The following is a 21,108-nucleotide window of genomic DNA, read 5'->3' on the forward strand; positions in this document are numbered from 1 at the left end:
AATTGCGCTGATATGTAGAAATTTAATCATTGTTATGGAACCTCATATAACATCGGGGAGACCAACCTAGTAGCTGATTGGGTTATTAAGCTTTGTATCAACTGCTTACAATTCATTTTATAATTCATACTGCCGAAATGGGGCAACCGATTGCGTTAAACAGAAATTCAATATTGTTCAGTGCAAATTGGTGAGTCGAGACTGTGAATAAGATATAAGGTGCATTAATTAATAAAACTCTAGGTTATTCATGTTCCGCGCTTTTAATCTACTTTCTCTCCTTATTGTTGCTTTTACCGTATCCCTTTACGCTAAGGCCAGCGGCTCTATTACAATCGGAGTTCAAACCTCAGACTTTTCTCCGTATGTAGTTGTGCAGGGCGGGGAGGTTTCGGGACTGTTACCTGAATTAACCAATTTCTATGCAAAAGATGAACTGAATGACTTGGAGTTTGTCGGTTTTCATTCGCCGTCTGATCTAAACAACGTACTTAATACTGAGCAAGTTGATGCCATCATTACGGCAGAGCAAAATGTTGCTAGTAGCGGTGTTATTTATTCCAAACCTATCTTATCGAGTCGAATGGTTAGCCTAAGTAGTGAGCCTATTGAAAGTCACTTATTAATGAAGGGGCGAGATCTCGCTTATTTTGAGGACTCAAGTAACGCTACCTCTGTAAAATCACTCCTGCCATTCTCTTCTTTTGAGTCATATTCATCTTATCAAAGTGCAATTGCTGATGTTGCTAGAGAGAAAGCGCTAGCTATTGTTGACGATGGGGTATTGCTACACAGCAAGCTAATGAATAGTCCGTATGAATTATTTTTGTCCGTTAACTTGCATGACGGTTTACCGTTAAATAATTATGTTATTGCCTTGTTGGATACGCCTAAAAATAGGAAGTTATTAGGTAGTATCAACACAGCTATAAGCCAAGATAACTCAAACAAACTGGTTAATATCCGCAAGAAGTGGCTGAATGAAATACAAAGACGTCTGCTTTTAGTTGTGAGTAAAAATAAGCTGCTATTAACTGAAAAAGAACAGCAGTTCCTCCTTCTCAATCCGAACATATATGTATCACCCACGGTCGATTCTAAACCTATTTCCTTCGTGAACACTAAAGACCAGCCTGATGGTATTTCAATTGACATACTGAACGAAATATCCCGACTTACGGGGTTAAACTTTATTTACGAAAACGACCTCGATTTACAGGGCAACCAAGCTCACCCTGTCTCTCTACCAGTCATTCATACTAAGGCGACGCCTTCAGCTGGTGACGACGAGCATCACCTCTATTCTAAACCTTACATGGTTGAGCCGTGGGCTCTGATTGGCAAAAGTGATACGAGCAAATTGGCGGTGTTCGGTGAATTAACGAAGAGCTCTATTATTGGAACCATCAACGACAGTGTCGGCATACAGCTTGTGAAGCGTTATTGCGAGGCGTGTCCAATCAAGACTTATGGCTCTGATTTACTTTTATTAGATGCAGTGGATAAAGGCGAGATAGATTCAGCGATGCTTTCGCTTTATTTAGCATCACCTCTGTTACAAGGGCAGTATTCTGGGTATCTACGTGTAACCAGCTTACTGTCCAAAGACAACGATGTACCTGTAGCTTACAGTGTTGAAGCAGACCAAGAAGTGCTGAACAATATTATCAATAAAGCACTGTTCGCCATACCTCATCACAAGTATCAGCAGATTAAGAAGCACTGGTTAGATGTGTCTTATGAGTCAGGTGTCGATACGGTAGATGTTATCTTGGGTGCTGCAATCTTAATCTCTGTAGCATCGGTTCTTATTATGCTTGTGATGGCGTGGAGCTGGAAACTAAGACGTGAAGTTGAAGATCGAAAGCGAGCTGAATCCGCCCTCAAATATCAAGTGGAGTTCGAGCGTTCATTGTTAGACGCAATGCCGTTTCCTATTGTTGTGCGTAACTTAGATAACCAGATAATCAGCTTGAACAGTGCCGCGCAGCAGCTTACTGGTTTTGAGCTGATCGAAAGAACCATCGTTAATAACTCCGATGAAGATACAATGATCCACCACGGGGTTGTTTTACCTCGCTTAGAAAAAGAAGTCGCTTCGCCACAAGGCAGTAAACACTACGCGTATTGGAAATGTCCGTATATCTCTAATGGGAATATCGAAGGTTCAGTGACCATTCTGGATGATCTTACTGAGCTTTACGAAGCGAAAAAAATTGCTAAAAGTGCCGATGACCGAGTTCAGAAACTTGCAAACAATTTGCATGGCGCAGTTATACAGCATATTCAGCCTAAACGAAGTCTTCATGACATTGAATTCGTGTTTATTAGTAATGGGGTAGAGGAGCTTTTAGGCCTTACGCCTGCGCAACTGCGCCGCTCTCCAATTAGTTTTTTCTCACCGCTTAATGCTCAAGATCGTCGAACCTTAATTAAGAAAGTTCGTAGTGGTAATAAAGAGGGGAAACTGAGCCTCGATATCGGTGTGAATATTGATAACCAGAATCGATGGCTCAACTTGCAGAGTAAGATTTCTGATTTGGGTGAATATTATGAATGGGATTCGGTACTGACTGATATTACCGAACTCAAATTGCAGCAAGAAGAGTTAACACAAGCAAGACAAAGTGCTATCGCAGCCACTGAGGCAAAGTCTCGATTTTTGGCAAATATGAGTCATGAAATCCGCACTCCACTGGGGGGGATTGTTAGCTTGTTGGAATTGTCTGAGCAATATGAAGTGGGTTATGAAGTTCAAAAAATCCATACAACGCTGAGTCAATCTGCAAATAACCTACTGCATATTGTTAACGACATTCTCGATTTCTCAAAAATTGAAGCAGGCAAGTTGACACTAGATTATCAGCCTGCAAGCCTTGATACATTGACGCTTAGAGTGACTCAGTTACAGGCAAGGCAAGCTCATGCCAAAGGGTTACAGTTTAAATTTTGGTTAGACCCAGAGTTGATTGATTCGGTGCTAATGGATGATATTCGTATTGGACAGGTTTTAAATAACTTGTTGAGTAACGCCATTAAATTTACTGAATATGGAACCGTTGGTTTAACGGCAAAGCTGATCAGTCTAAAAGGTGATCAGCAACAAATTTGTTTTGAAGTGTTTGACAGTGGTATCGGTATCAGTGAAGAACATATTCGAAATCTGTTCCAACCTTTTGTTCAAGCTGACGAAGGAACCACGAGGAAATATGGTGGTTCAGGTCTTGGTTTGACTATCTCTAAACAACTTATTGAGCAAATGGGTGGCAGCCTCAATGTCACGAGTAAGATCAATATCGGTTCAACGTTCTCTATTTCACTGCCGCTTAAAACGTTAGCTGAAAATAACAAAGTGGGCATGAATGGAAAAGTGGCACTACTAACCAAAACTTTCATGCAGCAAAGCGAGTTAGAGAATTACCTAACGTCTTGGGGTATTAAGGTTATCTCAAAGAATGTTCATGCGACTAAAGAGCTCGCACATTGGATCGACACCATTGAGCCTGATTTCGTGTTTGTTGCTCATGAACTCGATCAGAGTATTGACTCGTTCACCGAAAACGTACGGTTTATTTGTGTCAGTGAACAAGGAATGCTTTCACCTGCGCCATGTAAATTGGGTTGGAATTTATCTGCAAACCCATTGCTGCCTTCACAGTTGACGCACTGTTTGCACAACAGTCCAGCGTTTGTGGAGGATGTTGTCAAAGATGATAGCAACGTCAAACTGAGCACTGAGTCTCGCGAGTCGGCCAAGCAAAATCAAAGGCTTATCCTAATTGCGGAGGATCACCCGATCAATCAACAGATCATTCTTCAACAAATTGAGCAGTTAGGTTTTCATGCCGATATGGTAGATAACGGCAAGGAAGCATTAATTGCCTTAGATAATGAAGATTATGGACTGCTGATTACCGATTGTCACATGCCTGAAATGGATGGGTACGAGTTAACAAGGCAGATCCGAGCCAAAGAGCAGAGCCAAAACCAACCTCGGCTTCCGATCATTGCGTTGACCGCGAACGCTGTACAAGGTGAGAACGATAAGTGTTTTGAGATTGGTATGGATGACTTCTTATCAAAACCAACCAAATTAAGGGTGATCGGCGACACTATTATCAAGCATCTTGACAAGGTGCAATCAGTTGTCGATAAGCCTTGTACTGGCATTTCGGAACCTAAGGATGACCAGGACTTAGCCCCGATTGATCTAGCCAATTTAACCGAATTGTTTGGTGACCAAGATCTCGTCGCTCAGATCATCGCAGACTTTATCAAAAGCCATTCAGCCGACATGCCTTTGCTTCATGCGGCATGTGAGCAGAGAGAGCTCGAGGCCATTAAACAGGTAGCCCATAAGATGAAGGGAGCGGCAAAAATGGTAGGGACAGAGGACATTGCCAATCAATTGCAAACAATGGAATTGGTCTCCTTAAGTGACTTAGATGGTATTCAAGCGCATTACAACAGACTCGAAGAGTTGACGAACCAATTAAAAGCTTATTGTTCAGAATCAATCAAACCAGTTAAGGAGCTATCATGAGCCAACATGTTGTAGTGATAGAAGACCACCCTTTTCAATTGAATGTAATGGTGATGGTTTTAAAGAGTTTAGGCATGGAGAATGTCCAGCCCTTTGAATGTGGGTGTAAGGCTCTAGAGTTTATCGAGGCCTCTTCTGTCGATTTGATCTTATGTGATCTGAATATGCCGATGATCGATGGCATCGAACTCCTAAAACGCCTTGCAGAGTCAGACTTTCAAGGCAATATCATCATCACGAGTGCGGAAAGCAAAACAGTACTCGATGCCGCAAGAAAGATGTGTAAAGCGTTTAACTTGAATCTACTTGGTGTTCTTGAAAAGCCAATAGCAAAAGATTCTTTGTCAAAGTTAATTAACCTTAACTCTACAAAAGAAGTAGCAACGGCTAATCCTAACAGCGAAATCGTTATTACGGACGAAGACATAACAAAAGCGGTAAGCAATCAAGAGTTCATGTTTCATTACCAGCCGATAGTGTGTATCCATAGTGGTGAATGGCGAGAAAGTGAATCGTTAATTCGATGGCAGCACCCTCGCTATGGTGTGCTCAGTCCATTTTTCTTTTTGTCTCGGTTACTTGAGTCAGGAAAAATGGGAGAGGTGATGAAGTATTTAATCAATCAAGCGATCAATGAGAAGTCATTTCTCGGAGAGCGGAGATTTGCAATAAACTTAACAGCTAAAGATATTATTGACGGTGATATTGTTGATTATATCTTCGCTTTGATTGACCAAGGTGAACTTGGGGCTGAACAGATAAAATTGGAATTAACAGAATCTGACTTGGTTGAAAGTGTCGCTCTTGCTTTGGCGTCTACTACTCGGATATGCATGCGTGGGATTCCCCTCGCGATCGACGACTTTGGAACGGGTTACTCTTCACTTAAGCAACTCGATGACCTGCCATTTTCAGCGCTAAAACTGGATATAGACTTTGTGAAGAATATGCAAAGCAGTCGTTCTAGCCATGCCATTGTCCGCGCTACTCTCTATTTAGCTCACTTACTAGAGCTGAGTACGGTCGCTGAAGGGGTTGAAGATCATTCACTTTGGGTGGACATACGTGAAATTAGTAATGTCGACACATTGGTTCAGGGGTATTTTATTGCTCGCCCAATGCCTGCGGATAAGCTTTTAGAGTGGAAAGATGAGTGGGACAGAAGAATTAAAGAGCTGAACTTAATTAAATAAATTAAATAAGCGGGCTTTGAACATAACGGTAAATTTGTTTAGTGAATGTGTTCGCTATTAAATATGAACAAACGTTAACATCAGCCACAACCAGCGCTAATGAAAAAACCTTATGCTATTGTCTCGCTACATCAACATCAAAGTACAGTTTATTGTACTGCTCTCAATAATATCTCTTAGCCTAGCTGCCATTATCTCGATAAATGTCTTTATTCATAATGATAATAGTCAGCGCCTAAAGCAGTTAGAGTCAAGTTACTACCCTGCACTTGAGCATGCGACGAAAATATATTCTCTTTTACCTAACGTGAAGCAACAGTTCGAAGCTGCTGTCGTGATGGAAGATGAGCAAGCTCTCGATTTTGCGCGTCAAATTTCTTCTGAACTTCAAGTTGAAGCGAGTCGCGGTGCTGATGTGTTGCCTTCGCAAGCGACAACCTTTAATAAGCTGTCACAGAAACTAGCAAGGTACACAGACTCTGCGTACGCGCTGAGCGAAGATTTCATTAATCTCAATGACTCTTTTGAAAATCTGACTTCTAGAGCAAACCAACTTAGCACTGAATATGATTCATTAGTTGCGTTAAGTGAGACGTTACGTTCATCTGCGAGCCAGAAGGTCGTAGAGACTATCTTACACTCTGAAAAAGCCGCTAATGACGCTGCTAATCAATCTATTTGGTTAGGTGTGTTCTTTTTGATTTCTGTTATTTCTGTTGGTTACGCCATATTCAAGTCGGTTATTAGCTCAATATTGCTTGTGACAGAAAAGATGAAGGCGATTGCGACAGGGGATGGTGACTTAACGGTACGCATCGACTACGCAGGAAAGGATGAGATATCAACGCTTGTTGAGAGTTTCAATCAATTCATTGAAAAGCTACAAGGCATTATCGCGAGTACGTTAAGCATTGGACACGAGCTCGAGGTTGTCAGCGACAAGATTCGTAGCGAGTCGAATCAAACCTTGGCTCTAAATAGCACTCAACGTGATCACATCGAAGAGGTTACCGAGGCGGTTAATAATATCATCGACCTTATAGAACAAGTTGTTAACTTTGCATCGCATGCAGACTCTCAAGCTCAAAAAGCCAATTCTAGTGCTCAAACAGGAACACAAGTCGTTCTTAAAACGAGTAAAGAAATTGAAGAGCTGGCGACAAACATCCGCGATACAGCCTGTAAGTTGAAAGAGCTTGATCAAAATGCAAGTAATGTTGGGTCGATACTAAACACAATACAAAGCGTCGCTGAGCAAACAAACTTGCTTGCACTTAATGCCGCAATTGAAGCTGCGCGAGCTGGCGAACATGGCCGAGGCTTTGCAGTCGTTTCCGATGAAGTGCGCGTGTTAGCGAACAATACTCAACAGTCTGCAACAGAAATTAATGCCTTGTTGGTTGATCTTAAGTCGGGTTCTAACGCTGCCGTTGGTGCGATGGATCAAGGCTTAGCAAGTTCCTCACAGGCAGTTGGAGACGCGCAGAACGCGGGCGACTATTTATTAGAAATTAGTGGGCAGGTAGAAGAAATTACCGAGCTCAATAAACAAATTGCAAGCACTACTGAGCATCAAGCTCGTGCTTCAAAACAAATTCATACCCATATGGATGATTTTAGACAGTGCTCTCATCAAGTATCTCAGTCGACAGATCAACTCGAAGCTCTAAGCCACCAGTTAAGTGGCATCGTTACTGAGCTGAGTAAATCAACATCACAATTTAAAGTATAACGGAGAACAACAATGACTAACTCCTCTTTTCGCTTATTACCGTTAGCGGTAGCACTTGCGACTTCATTCGCTGCACACGCTACAGATGAGCAAAAGTTGGCTGAGCTTGAAAACAAGGTCGCTATTCTTGAAGCAAAAGAACTAAATTCAGTCGCTGATAAATTTAGCTTCAATGGTTTTGCATCTTTGAACATGCAACTTGGTAACCATAGCCACGGTTTCATGAAGTCACAAAACAAAGTACGCTTTGATGAAGGTTCTCTAATTGGTTTGCAGGGTGAGTTTGAAGTTAACGATTCTACTTCAGCTGTCGTGCAAATGGTCGCTCGTGGCACTGCGAAAGAGAACTGGACACCGGATGTTGAGTGGGCATTTCTAAGCCATAAAGTAACACCAAATTTGACAGTCCGTGGCGGTAAGCTACGTCTTCCTTTGTTCATGTACTCTGACTACCTAGAAGTGGGTTACGCTCAAACTAGCGTTCGCGTACCTAGCGAAGTATACGGCTCAGTGGTACTGACTTCTCTTACTGGTGGTGATTTCATCTACGATGTGGAACTAGACGACAGCACGGTATCGTTCCAAGGTTTCGTAGGTTCACAAAAGCTTTCAGCGGCTAAGCATAGCTACAACGCAGACACTCAGTTTGATGATATCGCTGGTGGTGTGATCAACTGGACTGACGACACTTGGACGCTACGTGCGGTTTACGCTCAAGCGATGTTTAGCTCAACGACAAACTGGAATGTTAAGAATAAACCACCTATTTTAAACACAACGTTTAACGATGAGAAAGCGAAGTTCTACGGTGTTGGTGGTCGATACGACAACGGTAACCTATCGCTAGTTTCAGAAGTGACTCGCACCACGGTTGAAGGTTTTTATCACGATGTAGATTCTGCTTACCTAACAACGGCGTACCGTGTGAATGAATTCACGCCTTACGTAACTGTAGCGCACATGGAATCGACAGATGATGCTGAGCGTAACAACCAGGTTAAACGTCAATACGTAAACATGGTTAAAGCCCCAAGTGCTGCTACTAAATATGCTTTCGGCTCAGCAGCAGCTATCGCTAGCAACATGAATATCCAACGCACAACATACAGCATTGGTACTCGTTGGGACTTCATGCCTAATATCGCGCTGAAAGGTGATATTAGCTACCTAACTAACTTCGGTTCAACTAATGGTGGTGTTAACGCATCTTACAAGAACGAAGACAACATCTTGTACACAGTTAAAGTTGACGCTGTATTTTAAGGAAGAGAATTATGTTTAAAAAAGCATTGGTAGCCGCTGCTCTTCTTAGCAGCATGAACGCTTTCGCAGGTTTGGTTGTTGTTGGTAATCCGTCAATGAATGAACTTGATGCCTCAACAGTTAAAAAACTGTACCTAGGTAAAGCAAAGTCTCTACAAATTGAAGCGGTAGACTTGGAAGACGGTCACCCACTTAAGGGGACTTTTCACCAAACAATTACCAAGAAGACAGAAGCACAACTTCAAGCTTACTGGGCAAAGCGAGTATTTACAGGTAAAGGTCAACCACCTAAAGCTGTAGGTCAAGAAAGCTTAGCGAAAGACATGGTCGCTAGCTCTTCAAACAAAATTGCTTATATCGATGACTCTTTAGTTGATAGTTCAGTTAAGGTTCTTCTAAAGCTTTAAGCTTGAGCTATAAAATAAAAGCTTGAGCTGCAAAGTAAAGGCTTTTCGTGTGGCGCTCTACTAGAGCGCCACTCTTACATTGGCTTACATACTGCTCGAACTCTCTTACTTACCGCTTACACTCTCTTGTCAATTTCCTATCTCATTGTTTTACAAGGCAATCTTGCTGGTTGTTTTTTGTTCTATTTTCTAAAAAATCCAAATTTTTTATATTTTTATGCATTTAGTTTGTTTGATATAAAAGTGGGCATGTTGAGATTATCTGTTTGGGTTATAGAATGCGCGGGTAATATAAACAAATAGGTGAGGATACAATCTGATGCTAAATGACAAAAGAACGAAAATCTTGAGCTCAGCAGAAAAGCTATTTATTTCTCAGCCTTATAGTAAAGTTTCAATTCGGTCTATTGCTAAGTCTGCGGGTGTAAGCCCCGCGTTAATTCTTTATTACTTTAATAACAAAGAGCAATTGTTTGATCAGCTCATCGAAGAGCATACAAGTCGTTTTCAAGATCAGTTCTCAAAGTATCAGAGAGTGGATGGAATACAACTACAACACTTACTTTCTGAACTTATCGAGTTTTGGGAAGCTTCGCCTAACATCTTTTTACTATTCACTTTTGGCGGAAGTTCATACAATTACGAAAATGTTCAACGCCTTAAAGAGTCTAAGTTTGGTTACACCTACAATAAGACTCTTGAAAATCTTCTTTATTTAGTTGATGGCTGTAACGAGTCAAACTTTCATTATTACCAGATGTTGGTTACGTCGTTAGTGTCTCAACCATATTTAGCAAATAAGCAACAAAAATACAACAATGACAACTCTACATTTAACCTTATGCAATACCAAGAGGTTATAGCTAGCTTATTTAAAGAAGAGACTCGCTTTGCTTATTAAATAAAATGCTTATTAAATGAATTATTCGTAAGTTACATTTTGGGTTTTTAAGTCTCAACTCCTAATTCCTCAAAACTGACACGAAAAAACGCCGCTCATTTGAGCGGCGTTTTTATTTATGAGAAATACAAGAAACTAATACTAATTGGTTTGATCCTTGAGTGTCTGGAATCCAAAGTAAATTCGCATGAACGTAGTTAGCCAACACGCGGTGCCAAAGGTGTAGGCGATAACAGCAAAGTGTTGAGGCCAAATACAGAAAGCAATGAAACAAGCAATGGTTTCTGTACCTTCGGTTAGCCCCGACATGTAGTAGAGAGACTTATGTTTATAAACAGGGTTTTCAATGCCTCGCTTACCGGCCATCACTGCAAACGCTAAGAAACTGCTGCCTGTACCAATAAATGAGAAGATCAAAAATGCACCGGCTATGGCGTTGTGTTCTGGGTTGGCAATGACAAATCCAAAAGGGATCAGCGAGTAGAATAGGAAATCTAGGCTGATATCAAGAAAACCGCCCGCATCACTAATGCCTTGGATTCGAGCCAAAGCCCCATCAAGTCCGTCGCAAACCCTATTAAATACAATAAACCCCAACGCCCATTCGTATTGCTGAAATGCCAATGCTGGAAATGCCAAACATCCAACCACAAATCCGAATAACGTGGTTTGATTGGCTGTGATACCAAATTGGCTCAGTAACTTAGCTGACTGATTTAATGGCCACTTAATGACCTTGATGGAGTACTTATCTAACATTGTTACTTCTCCATGGCCAAGACAGTACTTGCGCTCCTTGAGGTACGTCAGCCTCGTCGTGCGTCACCATTAACGTAGGTATATTGGCTCTGGTCAATTGCTCAAACACCCAGTCGCGAAATTGTGCTCTGAGTTCTTGATCTAGCTTACTGAACGGTTCATCAAGTAGAGCTAATTTAGGCTTTGCTAACAGCATACGAGTTAAGCTTATTCTTGCTCGTTGGCCACCAGATATTTGATCAGGGAATGACTCGGCTAAGTGAGTTAACTCTATATCTTTAAGTGCATTCATCGCTTGTTGTTGACGAGCGGAACCCTTAACTGAATTAGGCAGAGAGAACGCTAAGTTCTCCCATACCTTGAGGTGAGGGAACAGCAAGTCATCTTGAAACAGAATACCGACTTCACGTTGATGTGAAGGAAGGTCATCCAACTGAATATCGTTCAAAAAAACGGTGCCAGAATATGAAAACTCTTCATTAAGGTGACCTGCTACGGCGTCTAACAACGTCGATTTTCCGCAGCCGCTCGGCCCCATCAAAGCCAATACTTGGCCTGATTCTAATGTTACATTTAGCGCTGAGAACAGCGATACACCATCGTTTTTATGGATGGCGAGGTCGTTGAGGTGCAGACTCATTCGTTAGAAAACCTTTAAAAGTAAGACGGCGATATCTGAGTTGAAGTCGGCTGACCAATATCGCTAAAGAGAAAAAGAACAGCGGCAATAAGGCCTGCCAGATAGCATAAATTGCAGTCACCCTGCGGTCGAATCCACTGGTAAGGGCAACGGCTTCTGTGGTGATTGTGCTAATACGGCCCGCGCCGAGCATCAAGGTGGGTAAGTACTGAGCCAAACTCACGCTGATCCCGACTGCCCAAGCAAAGGCAATCGCAGGAAGCAAGATAGGCAGTTTGATTGAGTACCAACTCTGAAATGGCGATTTACCCAAGCTCAACGAGGCTTTAATCAACTTATCGTTGAAACTTTTCCACGGGCCGTCCAAAGACAGATACACAAACGGGAAAGCAAAGAAAACATGCGCCCAAATCACCCAGAACTCATAAGCACTACTGCCGATGTAGAGGGTGGTGATCTGCATACCAAACAACACAGAGAGTTGAGGGATCAACATTGGGATAGCGATAATAAAGCCTGGGACTTGCCACTTGTATTTGATTCGGTATTCATGAGCAACCAACGCGAGCAACAACGCGACAGATGCCGCAATAAGGCCAATCCATAAGCTTTGGCCAACGGTGCTCATGATGCCATCCCACTCGAAGTCCCAAAAGCGCATGCTGTAGCGACTAGGCAGTAAATCAGGGAAACGCCAACGCTGTGCAAAGCTCCAAATAATCATCAGTGGGATGATCATAAGTGACAAAGCTGCAAGAACTGTGAATACCGTTTTCCCAGGGAGGTTAAGACCTGTTCTTCCTGAATATTGCCAAGTTCTAAAGTACTTGAGAATTGCCCATTCGATTAAACGCGCTATAGCGATGATCAACGAAGCTAAACCGAATAAAACGATGGCGCCAGCGGCAGCTCGTGGCAATAAATTAAGGTCTGGGTCGTTAAACCATTGCCATACCAAAACGGCAAAGGTAGGCGGGTTGGTTGGGCCAATGATCAGAGCAATATCGACAACCGACACGCTGTAAGCAAGCACCGCCAACATAGGGAAGCGAAGCTTAGTAAACCATTGTGGAAAAATACATTTCCACCAGATCTGAGCACGGCTATAACCCAGAGAGGCACTGACCTTAGTGATACGTTCTACATCAATCTGCTGAAGTATCGATATGCTCATCAGCAACAAGAAAGGGACTTCTTTGAGCGCTAACATGATGATGAGCCCGAAAGCGTATGGGTCTTTTACCAACAAAGCCAATTCAGAACTCGTAGCTGATTCACCGAGCAAGTGATGTACGGCTCTTGCACCAAGCCCTGTGGGGCTAAACAGAAAAGCAAAGCCGATAGCGAAAGCCACATGCGGAATAGCAAGCATTGGCGATAGCGTTAACTCAATCTTTCTCCAAAACTTGTTTCCCCAAGAGGCTTGAAGAATGCAAAAGGTCAGGAAGCAGGCGATATAACTACTGGCAATTGCTGAACCTAAACTTAAGCTAATAGAGTGCCAAGCACCTTCCCATTGAAAGACTTGGCTAAAACCCTTGAGTGTCGGCTCCTCTAACCCTAGGGGCGGGATGAAACTTAGTGACGAAGCCACTACTCCCGCTACCCCAGGAATGGTTGGGATAATACATACTGCTATAACAACAAAATATAGAGCGCGTAGCATGAAGCTTAGTTACCGTATCGCTTAAGCCACTCTTTCTCGAGCGCGTTTTGCCAGCTTGGGTGTGGTTCATCAATCGATTTAAATTGTTGAGTATTCTTAGCGCTACCAGTTAGGTACTTGCTGCTCAATACTGAAGGATCACCCCAAACATTGAGGTCACCTTTGCGAGACTGTGCTTCTGGGCTCAACAAGAAATTGATGGCCACTTGAGCACCCGCGGTTGCATTGGCATTCCAAGGAATCGCAAGGAAGTGGATGTTAGACAGAGCGCCGTTTTCTAGCGCATAAGCCTTAGTGGTTTCCGCTAGGCGGCCACTTGATTGTGCTGAATAAACAGAGTTTGGATTGAATGTTATGGCGAGGTCGAGCTGTCCGTCGTCCAAGAGTTGAATGCTTTCCGATGTACCAGCAGGAAATTGCTTTCCACCTCGCCATGCCACTTTATGGAATTTATCTAAGTAAGCCCACAATGGTGCGGTTACTGTTTGGAAGGTATCTTCTGAAACGGGTTTAGCAAGCGCAGGGCTGGTGTTTGTTAGCTCAATCAGTAGAGACTTAATAAAACTTGTACCGTGAAATTCAGGTGGGCGAGGGTAGCTTAAGCGATTAGGGAAAGCTTGAGCGTAGCTCAACATCTCTGAAAACGATTGTGGCGGGTTGTGCAGTGTTTCTTGGTCGTGAATGAACACAAGTTGCCCAACCCCCCAAGGAGCTTCTAAACCTTCTGTCGGCTCCGAGAAATCGACATCGATCGGCAAAGACTTATCCACGTACTGCCAGTTTGGAAGCGTTTGAGTGAATGGCCCAAACAGCAGTGCATTGTCTTTCATCGAGCGGAAGTTCTCGCCATTAATCCAAACGATATCGACACTGCCTTCGCTGTGCTTGCCAGCTGCTTTTTCTGCAAGTAGTCGAGTCGTCGTTTCAGCAATATCGGTCACTTTCACATGTTTTAAGGTGACACCGTAGTTGCTTTGTAGCTTCTTACCAGCCCACTGTAGGTAACGATTGATTTCTTGGCTACCGCCCCAAGCGTGAAAGTAGACAGTTTGTCCCTCTGCCTGCTGTTCTATTTGGTTCCAGTCATTGGTTGATGTTGCTTCATCAGCATAAATGGTTGCGCTGTATGCAACGGTTGCCATGATTCCTAACGTACTTACTATCTTGTTCATAAACTTTTCCATTTGGTAGTGAACGGGTAAGAGCATTGCATTTTCAAACTCCCTAGGGCGCGTTGACCTTCCGCGGTTACATTTTGTTCGAGTTCGAAAGATCAATACGCTCTATAGTTATTCTATCTGTTTCTGAAATAATTTCTAATTCAACAGTAAATTCAATCAATTACTTAAGGGCTCTTACTATCCTAGCAACAGACCGTTGAACTGATGAATTTATTGCACTCAAATGATAGATTTTTTAGGTTTATTGGGGCTTGGTACGAAAAGTAAGCGATGAGTGGCAGTGTTGAAGGAGTCATGAGTGTCAGAAAGCAATAAAAAAGGAGCCATCAGGCTCCTTCAATCAATATTTGGCTTCGATGACGGATTAGTTTACCCAGTCACGGATTGTGTACGTTAGCGTATGTACATCGTTTTTAAGTACTAGCGTATCGTTTGTTAGGGTTACGTCGCTCCACTCGCTTAGAGTAGCAGAAACCGATTGTTCGATTTCCATCGCAGAGCCGTGACACATTTTCATTGTCATGCCCATTTGCTTGATACGGAATTGACCGTCTTTCAACTCGCCTTGACCGAAGAAGTTGTTACAACCAGCCATGCCGTTTGCCGTCATCTTTTCGCCGATCTCTAGACGAGGAGCTGCTTGATCTTCGCTTTTCTCAATGTCTTTGCCATCAATTTGAGCAAGTTCCCAATTATGGTGCTGTAGATCGGTTGGTGTTACTTGCATCGCGTTATCACCTGTTGTTGTGCATGCTGCTAACATCATAGGTAAAGCGGCTACTGCTAGTAATTTTTTTGAACTAAACTTCATATTATAAGGCTCCAAAGGAAAGAACGAAGTTACCGAATAAGGGTAACTTGATGGGTTCAAAGTATAGTTTACAAAACACTATATGTGTCAGTATAAGGTCATAGTTTAGTATGAATTTTATGAGCTAGGCGACAAATTAATCGCTTAGTTTTGAAATAGTAAGCTTAGTTTTGATGTGTAAGGAGGCGCGGTGGAGCAGTTAGAATTTTTCCAAGTTCCAAGCCCTTGCGTAGGGGTTTGCTCAAGCGATGACAAAGGCTATTGCAATGGTTGTATGCGTAAACGAGAAGAGCGCTTTAATTGGATGTCGATGAATCCGTCAGAACAATTGCACGTGATTAAGCTCTGTCGTCAGCGCTATAGAAGAAAAATAATGAAGCAAAAAAACTTGGTTGGTAAGTCGGTCGACGAAGAGGGAAATACAAGTCCCCAAAGAGATCTTTTCGGCTAAAGAGGAAGTATTGAAATTTTATTTAACTCCGAAGTAACTATTACTTTACATAATGGTTGGGGTGTAATATTAAAGAAGGTACCTTTGTACCTGAAGGAGTGGTTCGGTATGAATAAAAAGAACGGAAAATTCAAAAAAGAGCCAGTCAAAGCACTGGATCGAAAGCCTATCGGGGCGATAGAGGATACTGAAGAAACTCCGCGTGATTGGCATTCGATGTCAGAAGAAGAACGAATGGAGATCCTTTCTCACCTGTCAGACATGCCTTTTCAATAACACCATTAGTTCTTCAGAGCCTTTCTTAAAGGCCCTGTTTTCTTAAATAAACAGCTTTCTGAAATAAACAGCCTATTAAATATACAGGTTGTTAAACAAACATGTGATTCGCTTTCGTCACACCACGATGGTACGTGCAAAATGTATCATCGGCTTCGGTGGTTTTACTGTGAATTTTAATGTTTGTGATCACTTCTACCGCCCCTGCATCGTAACAAGCTTGCTCCGCTTTTTTAACGATATCGAGCAGCTGATTGAGTTCTCCTTTCATCGTGGTTTCCATTGCACCGACTTGGAAAGGCACATCGGCAGCTTTCACAACGTCAATGGCTTTATCAACCACTTCGAAGTTGTTGCCTTCTTTAACGCGAGGGATCACTTGGAAGGCAACCATCACTTCTTTTTCTCAGACACTTTCTGCTTACTCTAGGATAGGGGATTGTTGCAGATGATAGGTTAATGCAGATATTAATTCTACAGCTAACGACGCTGTTCTATCGACTATATCAGTGACTAGAGATGTCGGCTTACTTGCTACCCCAATGGTCGCTAACCCAACCACCAATATGCTCATCAAAATGACTACCACTGAATCTCTGGTTGCGCTCTACCGAGGTATCGCAGTCATCTTTGTTGTCTATTAGGTTTTGTATGTAGTTTGCCATCGGGTCATTAGAACTCTGACGATCTCGGCGAGTAGCCACTTCCTTAATCAGTTGTAATCGATATGTAGAACTTGCACGTTTCATTTCAATGACCTCCCGGTTTTTAGACACTAATAGAAAAATCTAGTTGCCAGATATAGGGGCGTCAACGTGATTTCAGAGTATTTTTTTTGAGCAACCAAGAATCAATACCTTGGCATCATAATTCATAAAAGTGTCATTTAAGTTGGCATCTTTAATGGAGGTTTGGTAGAGGTTTGATGGCGTAAGTTTGTATTGTGTTCCTGCTTATATGAGATGAACCATAAAAAGCCCAGTGCAAACTCAAACTGGGCTAATTGATTTTCTGTGGTTATATAGAAGCACTGGTTATTTCGAAGAACTTGGCTTGCTCTTAAATTGCTTAACGCTCTTCTTTTTTGCGGTTCTTCGGTTAGCCATTTTGTCTTTAGGCGGACGTTTGCGAGCTGTCGCTTCAGATGCCGGTTTGTCTGTAACAGGGAAACCTTCTAACGCTTGTAGCACAAGAGGCTTATTGGTCAGAGTACGAATCGCATTCAGGTAGTCAGTTTCGCTGTGACTAACCAGAGAGATAGCGCTACCAGTGCTTCCTGCCCTTGCTGTACGACCAACTCGGTGTACGTAAGTCGCCGAATGCGATGGCAAATCAAAGTTAATTACGACAGGTAGTTGATCAATATGGATGCCCCTAGCCATCACGTCGGTGGCGATAAGTACACGAGTCTCACCATTTTTGAAGTTCTCTAAGGCTTGCTCTCGTTCCTCTTGGCTCTTATTTCCGTGTAACGCGCTCACATTGATTTTGGCTTTACTCAATCGCTTGGTTAGCGCATCGGCATTGTCTTTTGCGCCAATAAACACCAATACTTGTGGCCACGGGTGTTGGTTAAGTAGGGCGATCAGCGCTTGAGCTTTACTGCCTTTGTTCACTAAGTACAGAGTTTCTTCAATCGTCGCAACCACGCTGTTTTCTTGGTGTGCTGTGACTTTAACTGGGTCTGAAAGAAGCTCTTCAGCCTGAGCCACTAATTCCGGTGGAAGTGTTGCTGAGAACAACAGTGACTGGCGTTTGCTAGGCAGTGCTGCGGTAATCGCTTTAATATCTGGCCAAAACCCCATGTCGATCAGTCGATCGGCTTCATCAAGAACCAATGATACGCACTGAGTTACATCCAGTTCGCCACTTTTAATTAACGCAAGTAGACGACCCGGTGTGGCGATTGCCAATTGTGGTTGTGTTAGTAATTGTTGCTGCTGCTCATCATCAGTATTAACGCCACCGGTTAAGGTTACGAATTTGATATCGAGCGCTGTCGCGACTGGTTCTAAAGATTTAGCAACTTGAGATGCCAGTTCTCGTGTTGGAACGATAACAAGCGCTTGCAGTTCATTTACACCATGCTTGATGTTGTTTAGCAAAGGTAAGCCGAATGCCAACGTTTTTCCGCTACCCGTTTGAGCCAACGCAAGCACGTCTTTCCCCGCAATAATTGTAGGAATTACCGCTTGTTGTATCTCTGTCGGTTTATTGAATAGAGAAGGGATAGTAGCGACGGTTTTTGCATTAAGGGTGAGGTTTTCAAATGACATAAATGAACCAAGTATCAATAGGGAGATGGAGTTTAACAGGACGTCAAAAGTTAGAGAATCAGTTTTGCGATCATCAAAGATAAACGAGTGATGCTGAGAATGAATACGGACTAACGATATTCTAACGGTCACCTTGGTGCTGCTGTAAATCGGAGCGCCATTGTGGACTTGAGTATCATTATAAACATGAGTTTAGTTTGATATCTTAGCGTAACGGCAAACTCTCAGCGGTAGTCTTAAGATAGGGGAATCGAACCTGAAATAGACGTTTCACCTCTCACTTTTTATTGAATTCCAAGGGTTATGGATATTTTGGTGTAAAAGTCTAAAGCATTCGATCGTAAAATCGATATAATTATCAGTTACCCATTAGGTTGGCATCTCTGTTTGAATCTCGATTTGAAGTTAAAAGATGATGAAAGCCAGTGGATAGCGTGTTTCGCTAGCGTGTTTTACCTAGAAATAATAATAAAAATAGAGACAGGGAGTCATCGATGAGTGAAGAGTCATTCACCCAGAAACGTGAGTATTACCGCCTGAAGTACCCCAAAAAGGCGCGTCCGGTGATACGAATCAAGGATGAACTTTTCCATGTCACTGAAATTTCTGAAAAAGGCGTGCGTTTGATGATGAGTAACATCATCCCAGTCTATCGTGGTTTCTCAATGGCTGGCACTTTATGGCTGCATGGTAATAACAGCATTGATATTCGTGGTTCTGTTTTGAGACAAGAAGGCGATGAAGTGATCGTTTTGCTATCTCAAGGTCCAAGTTTCAAAGATATGGTGGCGGAACAACGATACATTAGGCAAAGATACCCGGTTTTCTTCGCGAACCTCAGAGTGGCATAAACTAAGCCTCTAAAGTTAGACGCCTTAAACCAAAATAACTCATTGTTATCTGATATAAAAAGCCCAGCACTTTGACAAGTGCTGGGCTTTGTCGTCTATATGAACAAGCTGCTTTTAAAGACAAGCTGCTTTTAAAGACAAACTGCTTTTAAAGATCAACTGTCTCTAAGGACAAACCAACGAATTTGATTCGTCTTATAGCTCGTCTACTGTTGCCCAAACCGCTGCTAGCATGTCGTGACCAAATGCAACACTGCGTTCTGGAGACCAACCGTAAAGTTCGTCAGCGTGGCTGATGTGATCTTTAAATGGCATCTCAACAGTGTAAGCCAAACACTTGAACTGTTCGCCGATCCAGTTTGTGCCGACTGTCATATTTGCTTTGCCCGGTTCGTCTTTATCGTAACCAAATTCATCTTGGAACTCTGGCGTGATAGTCAGAAGCGCTTGCTTGAAGTGGTTTTCCAGTTTTGCAATACGTTCGTTGTATGACGGTGTGCCTTCGCTACCTGCAACAAAGTTATATGGAATCGCTTCGTCGCCGTGAATGTCTAGACACAGGTCAACACCCGTTTCTAGCATGCGTTCGCGAACAAGGAATACTTCCGGGCTACGTTCCATAGAAGGTGACTGCCATTCACGGTTTAGGTTAACGCCAATACCGTTGGTGCGCAGGTGACCACGGATGCTGCCGTCTGGGTTCATGTTAGGTACAACGCGGAATACAACGCTGTCTAGAAGAGAGCGACCGACTGTATCTGTTTCATCAAGCAAGCGTTGAAGCAGACCTTCGATCAACCATTCCGCCATGGTCTCGCCCGGATGTTGGCGACCAATAACCCAGATGTTTTTCTTCTCTTCACTTGGCTCACCGATAGTTAGCAAAGTGATGTCGTTGTTGTCTAGCGTGTGACCCAGAGTTTCAAGCTTACAAGCTGGATGCGTTTGAGCACTGTGCAGAAGATCTTGGTGACGATCGTATGAATACGGTGCGAAGTACGCGAAGTACATTGAATCGTGCTCAGGAATGATGTCGAAACTTAGTGTGTCGCCATCGAACTGAGATGGAACACGGAACCACTCTTCACGGTCATACGATGCAACCACATCGTAATCTTTCCAGCCTTCAGGGTAGGCAGATGTTGCCAATTGGCCGATTTCAAAGTGGTGAGCTTGTTGAGCTTCACTTTCTAAGCGGAAATGAAACCATTGTGAGATTTCAGTTTGGTTGTCCGCAGGAATAGTCAGTTGAATGTTTTGTAGTGAATCTGCTGAAACGACGTGAATGTTGCCGCTTTCGAAGTTGCTGAAAATTTTCATTGTAGTTTTTATCTCGTAGTTGAGTTGCCGTAAGACTAGCACACTTTTTTTCGAGCAAACCACTAACTAAATCGTAATAAGATGTTATTTCAACTCTCTATTTCTTTGTTATCTATGTTTAAGCGGCCTGATTTTTAACTAGCGGCGCTGGCAAGTTGTACACCCGCGACAGGCGGAACGTGTATAGCGATCGAGTTTACTGCGCTGCACCTTACAGTACGCATTTTTCAGTGCTCTTCTTCCAGAAAACCAATCATCCGGTTTTGACAGAATCAGATAACCATTAAAGCGCTTCACAAGCTCGGTTCTATTTTGGTTGATGAACTTGCTATCAAAGCCGATTTCGAAGTAATCAAGCGCTTGTTCAATCGAAGTAAAACTCGCTATTTTTTGTTGGAATTCTGATTGGTTCATGGGGAGTTGGTTTGTGATCTGGTGGCAACTATTGTACCGAGCTCATGATTTGTTTTATTGATTTTAGTTATGACTTACTTGAGTTTGAATCGTAGGCTTTCTTAACTTGAAGTGATCTTTTTAACTCTTTGAGGGTTATAGATAAAGTATTAACAAACAGTGGCAGGAAAGAATTAATGAATCGAATCAATCCAAAGAAACTACTTCGTAGTAAATGGACGGCCGTTAGCCCAGTAAAGAAAGAAAAGCACTTTATGATCACAGAGGTCGAATTCGAAGAAGGGGAGGTCATTCGTTGCTTGATAGAAGCAGTGATGACCAAGCGAGAGGAAACCATTAACTGGCGAGATCTAACCGACAAGGGTCATTGGCTTCCTGGTTGGCAATAAGTGTATCAAGTCGAGGCGTTCTGCTTGATACACTT

At 42.7% G+C, this 21,108-nt stretch carries 20 protein-coding genes; 10 read left to right on the forward strand and 10 right to left on the reverse strand.

Annotated elements, in window-relative coordinates:
* The first annotated feature begins 250 nt into the window (after window positions 1-250).
* The 6 genes from OCV44_RS05875 (at window position 251) to OCV44_RS05900 (ending at window position 10,039) form a co-directional block, all read left to right on the forward strand.
* Window positions 251-4,543: an ATP-binding protein gene (locus tag OCV44_RS05875; protein ID WP_139684671.1), complete on the forward strand. Its 4,293-nt coding sequence runs from the start codon at window positions 251-253 to the stop codon at window positions 4,541-4,543.
* A complete protein-coding gene (locus OCV44_RS05880) occupies window positions 4,540-5,736 on the forward strand; it encodes an EAL domain-containing response regulator (protein ID WP_139684670.1) in 1,197 nt (398 codons plus the stop codon). The genes OCV44_RS05875 and OCV44_RS05880 overlap by 4 nt, the downstream gene beginning before the upstream one ends.
* A 112-nt stretch (window positions 5,737-5,848) precedes the next feature.
* Complete coding sequence (locus OCV44_RS05885) at window positions 5,849-7,468, forward strand: methyl-accepting chemotaxis protein (protein WP_139684669.1); 1,620 nt, start codon at window positions 5,849-5,851, stop codon at window positions 7,466-7,468.
* A 12-nt stretch (window positions 7,469-7,480) separates the two neighbouring features.
* Complete coding sequence (locus OCV44_RS05890; RefSeq protein WP_139684668.1) at window positions 7,481-8,731, forward strand: hypothetical protein; 1,251 nt, start codon at window positions 7,481-7,483, stop codon at window positions 8,729-8,731.
* An 11-nt stretch (window positions 8,732-8,742) separates the two neighbouring features.
* Window positions 8,743-9,138 carry a phosphate ABC transporter substrate-binding protein gene (locus OCV44_RS05895; RefSeq protein ID WP_139684667.1) on the forward strand — a complete coding sequence of 132 codons (396 nt, stop codon included), beginning with the start codon at window positions 8,743-8,745 and terminating at the stop codon, window positions 9,136-9,138.
* Window positions 9,139-9,484: 346 nt separating this feature from the next.
* Window positions 9,485-10,039, forward strand: coding sequence for a TetR/AcrR family transcriptional regulator (locus OCV44_RS05900; RefSeq protein WP_246091725.1), 555 nt, complete (start codon window positions 9,485-9,487; stop codon window positions 10,037-10,039).
* 141 nt (window positions 10,040-10,180) lie between these two features.
* Here OCV44_RS05900 and OCV44_RS05905 read toward each other — a convergent pair whose 3' ends face one another.
* The 5 genes from OCV44_RS05905 to OCV44_RS05925 form a co-directional block, all read right to left on the reverse strand.
* Entirely contained in the window at window positions 10,181-10,798 is a 618-nt protein-coding gene (locus OCV44_RS05905) for a CDP-alcohol phosphatidyltransferase family protein (RefSeq protein WP_139684666.1), read from the reverse strand.
* Window positions 10,788-11,438, reverse strand: a complete 651-nt coding sequence (locus OCV44_RS05910) for an ATP-binding cassette domain-containing protein (RefSeq protein ID WP_139684665.1) — start codon at window positions 11,436-11,438, stop codon at window positions 10,788-10,790. The genes OCV44_RS05905 and OCV44_RS05910 overlap by 11 nt, the downstream gene beginning before the upstream one ends.
* On the reverse strand, window positions 11,404-13,104 hold the full coding sequence (locus tag OCV44_RS05915; protein WP_139684664.1) for an ABC transporter permease: 1,701 nt from the start codon (window positions 13,102-13,104) through the stop codon (window positions 11,404-11,406). Before OCV44_RS05915 ends, OCV44_RS05910 begins: the two co-directional genes overlap by 35 nt.
* A gap of 5 nt (window positions 13,105-13,109) precedes the next feature.
* Complete coding sequence (locus OCV44_RS05920) at window positions 13,110-14,276, reverse strand: ABC transporter substrate-binding protein (protein ID WP_139684663.1); 1,167 nt, start codon at window positions 14,274-14,276, stop codon at window positions 13,110-13,112.
* Between the two features lie 373 nt (window positions 14,277-14,649).
* Window positions 14,650-15,096: an META domain-containing protein gene (locus OCV44_RS05925; protein ID WP_139684662.1), complete on the reverse strand. Its 447-nt coding sequence runs from the start codon at window positions 15,094-15,096 to the stop codon at window positions 14,650-14,652.
* 190 nt (window positions 15,097-15,286) lie between these two features.
* Here OCV44_RS05925 and OCV44_RS05930 point away from each other — a divergent pair, with 190 nt between their 5' ends.
* Together OCV44_RS05930 and OCV44_RS05935 are read left to right on the forward strand one after the other, a co-directional pair.
* On the forward strand, window positions 15,287-15,547 hold the full coding sequence (locus tag OCV44_RS05930; RefSeq protein ID WP_139684661.1) for a DUF1289 domain-containing protein: 261 nt from the start codon (window positions 15,287-15,289) through the stop codon (window positions 15,545-15,547).
* A gap of 108 nt (window positions 15,548-15,655) precedes the next feature.
* Window positions 15,656-15,823, forward strand: a complete 168-nt coding sequence (locus OCV44_RS05935) for a hypothetical protein (protein ID WP_170213716.1) — start codon at window positions 15,656-15,658, stop codon at window positions 15,821-15,823.
* A 91-nt stretch (window positions 15,824-15,914) separates the two neighbouring features.
* Here OCV44_RS05935 and OCV44_RS05940 read toward each other — a convergent pair whose 3' ends face one another.
* The 3 genes from OCV44_RS05940 to OCV44_RS05950 all read right to left on the reverse strand — a co-directional run bounded on the left by OCV44_RS05940 (window position 15,915) and on the right by OCV44_RS05950 (window position 18,099).
* Window positions 15,915-16,217 carry a thiamine-binding protein gene (locus tag OCV44_RS05940; RefSeq protein ID WP_139684720.1) on the reverse strand — a complete coding sequence of 101 codons (303 nt, stop codon included), beginning with the start codon at window positions 16,215-16,217 and terminating at the stop codon, window positions 15,915-15,917.
* A 133-nt stretch (window positions 16,218-16,350) separates the two neighbouring features.
* Complete coding sequence (locus OCV44_RS05945) at window positions 16,351-16,572, reverse strand: hypothetical protein (RefSeq protein ID WP_004734659.1); 222 nt, start codon at window positions 16,570-16,572, stop codon at window positions 16,351-16,353.
* A 285-nt stretch (window positions 16,573-16,857) separates the two neighbouring features.
* Window positions 16,858-18,099, reverse strand: coding sequence for a DEAD/DEAH box helicase (locus OCV44_RS05950; RefSeq protein WP_139684660.1), 1,242 nt, complete (start codon window positions 18,097-18,099; stop codon window positions 16,858-16,860).
* A gap of 494 nt (window positions 18,100-18,593) precedes the next feature.
* Here OCV44_RS05950 and OCV44_RS05955 point away from each other — a divergent pair, with 494 nt between their 5' ends.
* Window positions 18,594-18,950: a PilZ domain-containing protein gene (locus tag OCV44_RS05955; RefSeq protein ID WP_139684659.1), complete on the forward strand. Its 357-nt coding sequence runs from the start codon at window positions 18,594-18,596 to the stop codon at window positions 18,948-18,950.
* Window positions 18,951-19,145: 195 nt separating this feature from the next.
* Here the strand turns inward: OCV44_RS05955 and OCV44_RS05960 are convergent, their stop codons facing one another.
* Together OCV44_RS05960 and OCV44_RS05965 are read right to left on the reverse strand one after the other, a co-directional pair.
* The gene (locus OCV44_RS05960) at window positions 19,146-20,270 is read right to left on the reverse strand and encodes a M14 family metallopeptidase (protein ID WP_139684658.1); all 1,125 of its coding nucleotides are present in this window, start codon (window positions 20,268-20,270) and stop codon (window positions 19,146-19,148) included.
* A 138-nt stretch (window positions 20,271-20,408) separates the two neighbouring features.
* Entirely contained in the window at window positions 20,409-20,684 is a 276-nt protein-coding gene (locus OCV44_RS05965) for a nitrogenase-stabilizing/protective protein NifW (RefSeq protein ID WP_139684657.1), read from the reverse strand.
* A 176-nt stretch (window positions 20,685-20,860) separates the two neighbouring features.
* Between OCV44_RS05965 and OCV44_RS05970 the strand changes: the two genes are divergently transcribed.
* Window positions 20,861-21,073: a TIGR02450 family Trp-rich protein gene (locus OCV44_RS05970; protein WP_139684656.1), complete on the forward strand. Its 213-nt coding sequence runs from the start codon at window positions 20,861-20,863 to the stop codon at window positions 21,071-21,073.
* Window positions 21,074-21,108 lie beyond the last annotated feature (35 nt).

Origin of the sequence: Vibrio tasmaniensis, from assembly GCF_024347635.1 — a bacterium.
GTDB classification, from domain to species: domain Bacteria; phylum Pseudomonadota; class Gammaproteobacteria; order Enterobacterales; family Vibrionaceae; genus Vibrio; species Vibrio tasmaniensis.

Excerpts from the sequence above, each read along its gene's own strand:
- OCV44_RS05875 (WP_139684671.1), top strand. The coding sequence starts at position 251 with ATGTTCCGCGCTTTTAATCTACTTTCTCTCCTTATTGTTGCTTTTACC.
- OCV44_RS05880 (WP_139684670.1), top strand. The coding sequence starts at position 4,540 with ATGAGCCAACATGTTGTAGTGATAGAAGACCACCCTTTTCAATTGAAT.
- OCV44_RS05885 (WP_139684669.1), top strand. The coding sequence starts at position 5,849 with ATGCTATTGTCTCGCTACATCAACATCAAAGTACAGTTTATTGTACTG.
- OCV44_RS05890 (WP_139684668.1), top strand. The coding sequence starts at position 7,481 with ATGACTAACTCCTCTTTTCGCTTATTACCGTTAGCGGTAGCACTTGCG.
- OCV44_RS05895 (WP_139684667.1), top strand. The coding sequence starts at position 8,743 with ATGTTTAAAAAAGCATTGGTAGCCGCTGCTCTTCTTAGCAGCATGAAC.
- OCV44_RS05905 (WP_139684666.1), bottom strand. The coding sequence starts at position 10,798 with ATGTTAGATAAGTACTCCATCAAGGTCATTAAGTGGCCATTAAATCAG.
- OCV44_RS05910 (WP_139684665.1), bottom strand. The coding sequence starts at position 11,438 with ATGAGTCTGCACCTCAACGACCTCGCCATCCATAAAAACGATGGTGTA.
- OCV44_RS05915 (WP_139684664.1), bottom strand. The coding sequence starts at position 13,104 with ATGCTACGCGCTCTATATTTTGTTGTTATAGCAGTATGTATTATCCCA.
- OCV44_RS05920 (WP_139684663.1), bottom strand. The coding sequence starts at position 14,276 with ATGAACAAGATAGTAAGTACGTTAGGAATCATGGCAACCGTTGCATAC.
- OCV44_RS05925 (WP_139684662.1), bottom strand. The coding sequence starts at position 15,096 with ATGAAGTTTAGTTCAAAAAAATTACTAGCAGTAGCCGCTTTACCTATG.
- OCV44_RS05935 (WP_170213716.1), top strand. The coding sequence starts at position 15,656 with ATGAATAAAAAGAACGGAAAATTCAAAAAAGAGCCAGTCAAAGCACTG.
- OCV44_RS05940 (WP_139684720.1), bottom strand. The coding sequence starts at position 16,217 with ATGGTTGCCTTCCAAGTGATCCCTCGCGTTAAAGAAGGCAACAACTTC.
- OCV44_RS05945 (WP_004734659.1), bottom strand. The coding sequence starts at position 16,572 with ATGAAACGTGCAAGTTCTACATATCGATTACAACTGATTAAGGAAGTG.
- OCV44_RS05950 (WP_139684660.1), bottom strand. The coding sequence starts at position 18,099 with ATGTCATTTGAAAACCTCACCCTTAATGCAAAAACCGTCGCTACTATC.
- OCV44_RS05955 (WP_139684659.1), top strand. The coding sequence starts at position 18,594 with ATGAGTGAAGAGTCATTCACCCAGAAACGTGAGTATTACCGCCTGAAG.
- OCV44_RS05960 (WP_139684658.1), bottom strand. The coding sequence starts at position 20,270 with ATGAAAATTTTCAGCAACTTCGAAAGCGGCAACATTCACGTCGTTTCA.
- OCV44_RS05965 (WP_139684657.1), bottom strand. The coding sequence starts at position 20,684 with ATGAACCAATCAGAATTCCAACAAAAAATAGCGAGTTTTACTTCGATT.
- OCV44_RS05970 (WP_139684656.1), top strand. The coding sequence starts at position 20,861 with ATGAATCGAATCAATCCAAAGAAACTACTTCGTAGTAAATGGACGGCC.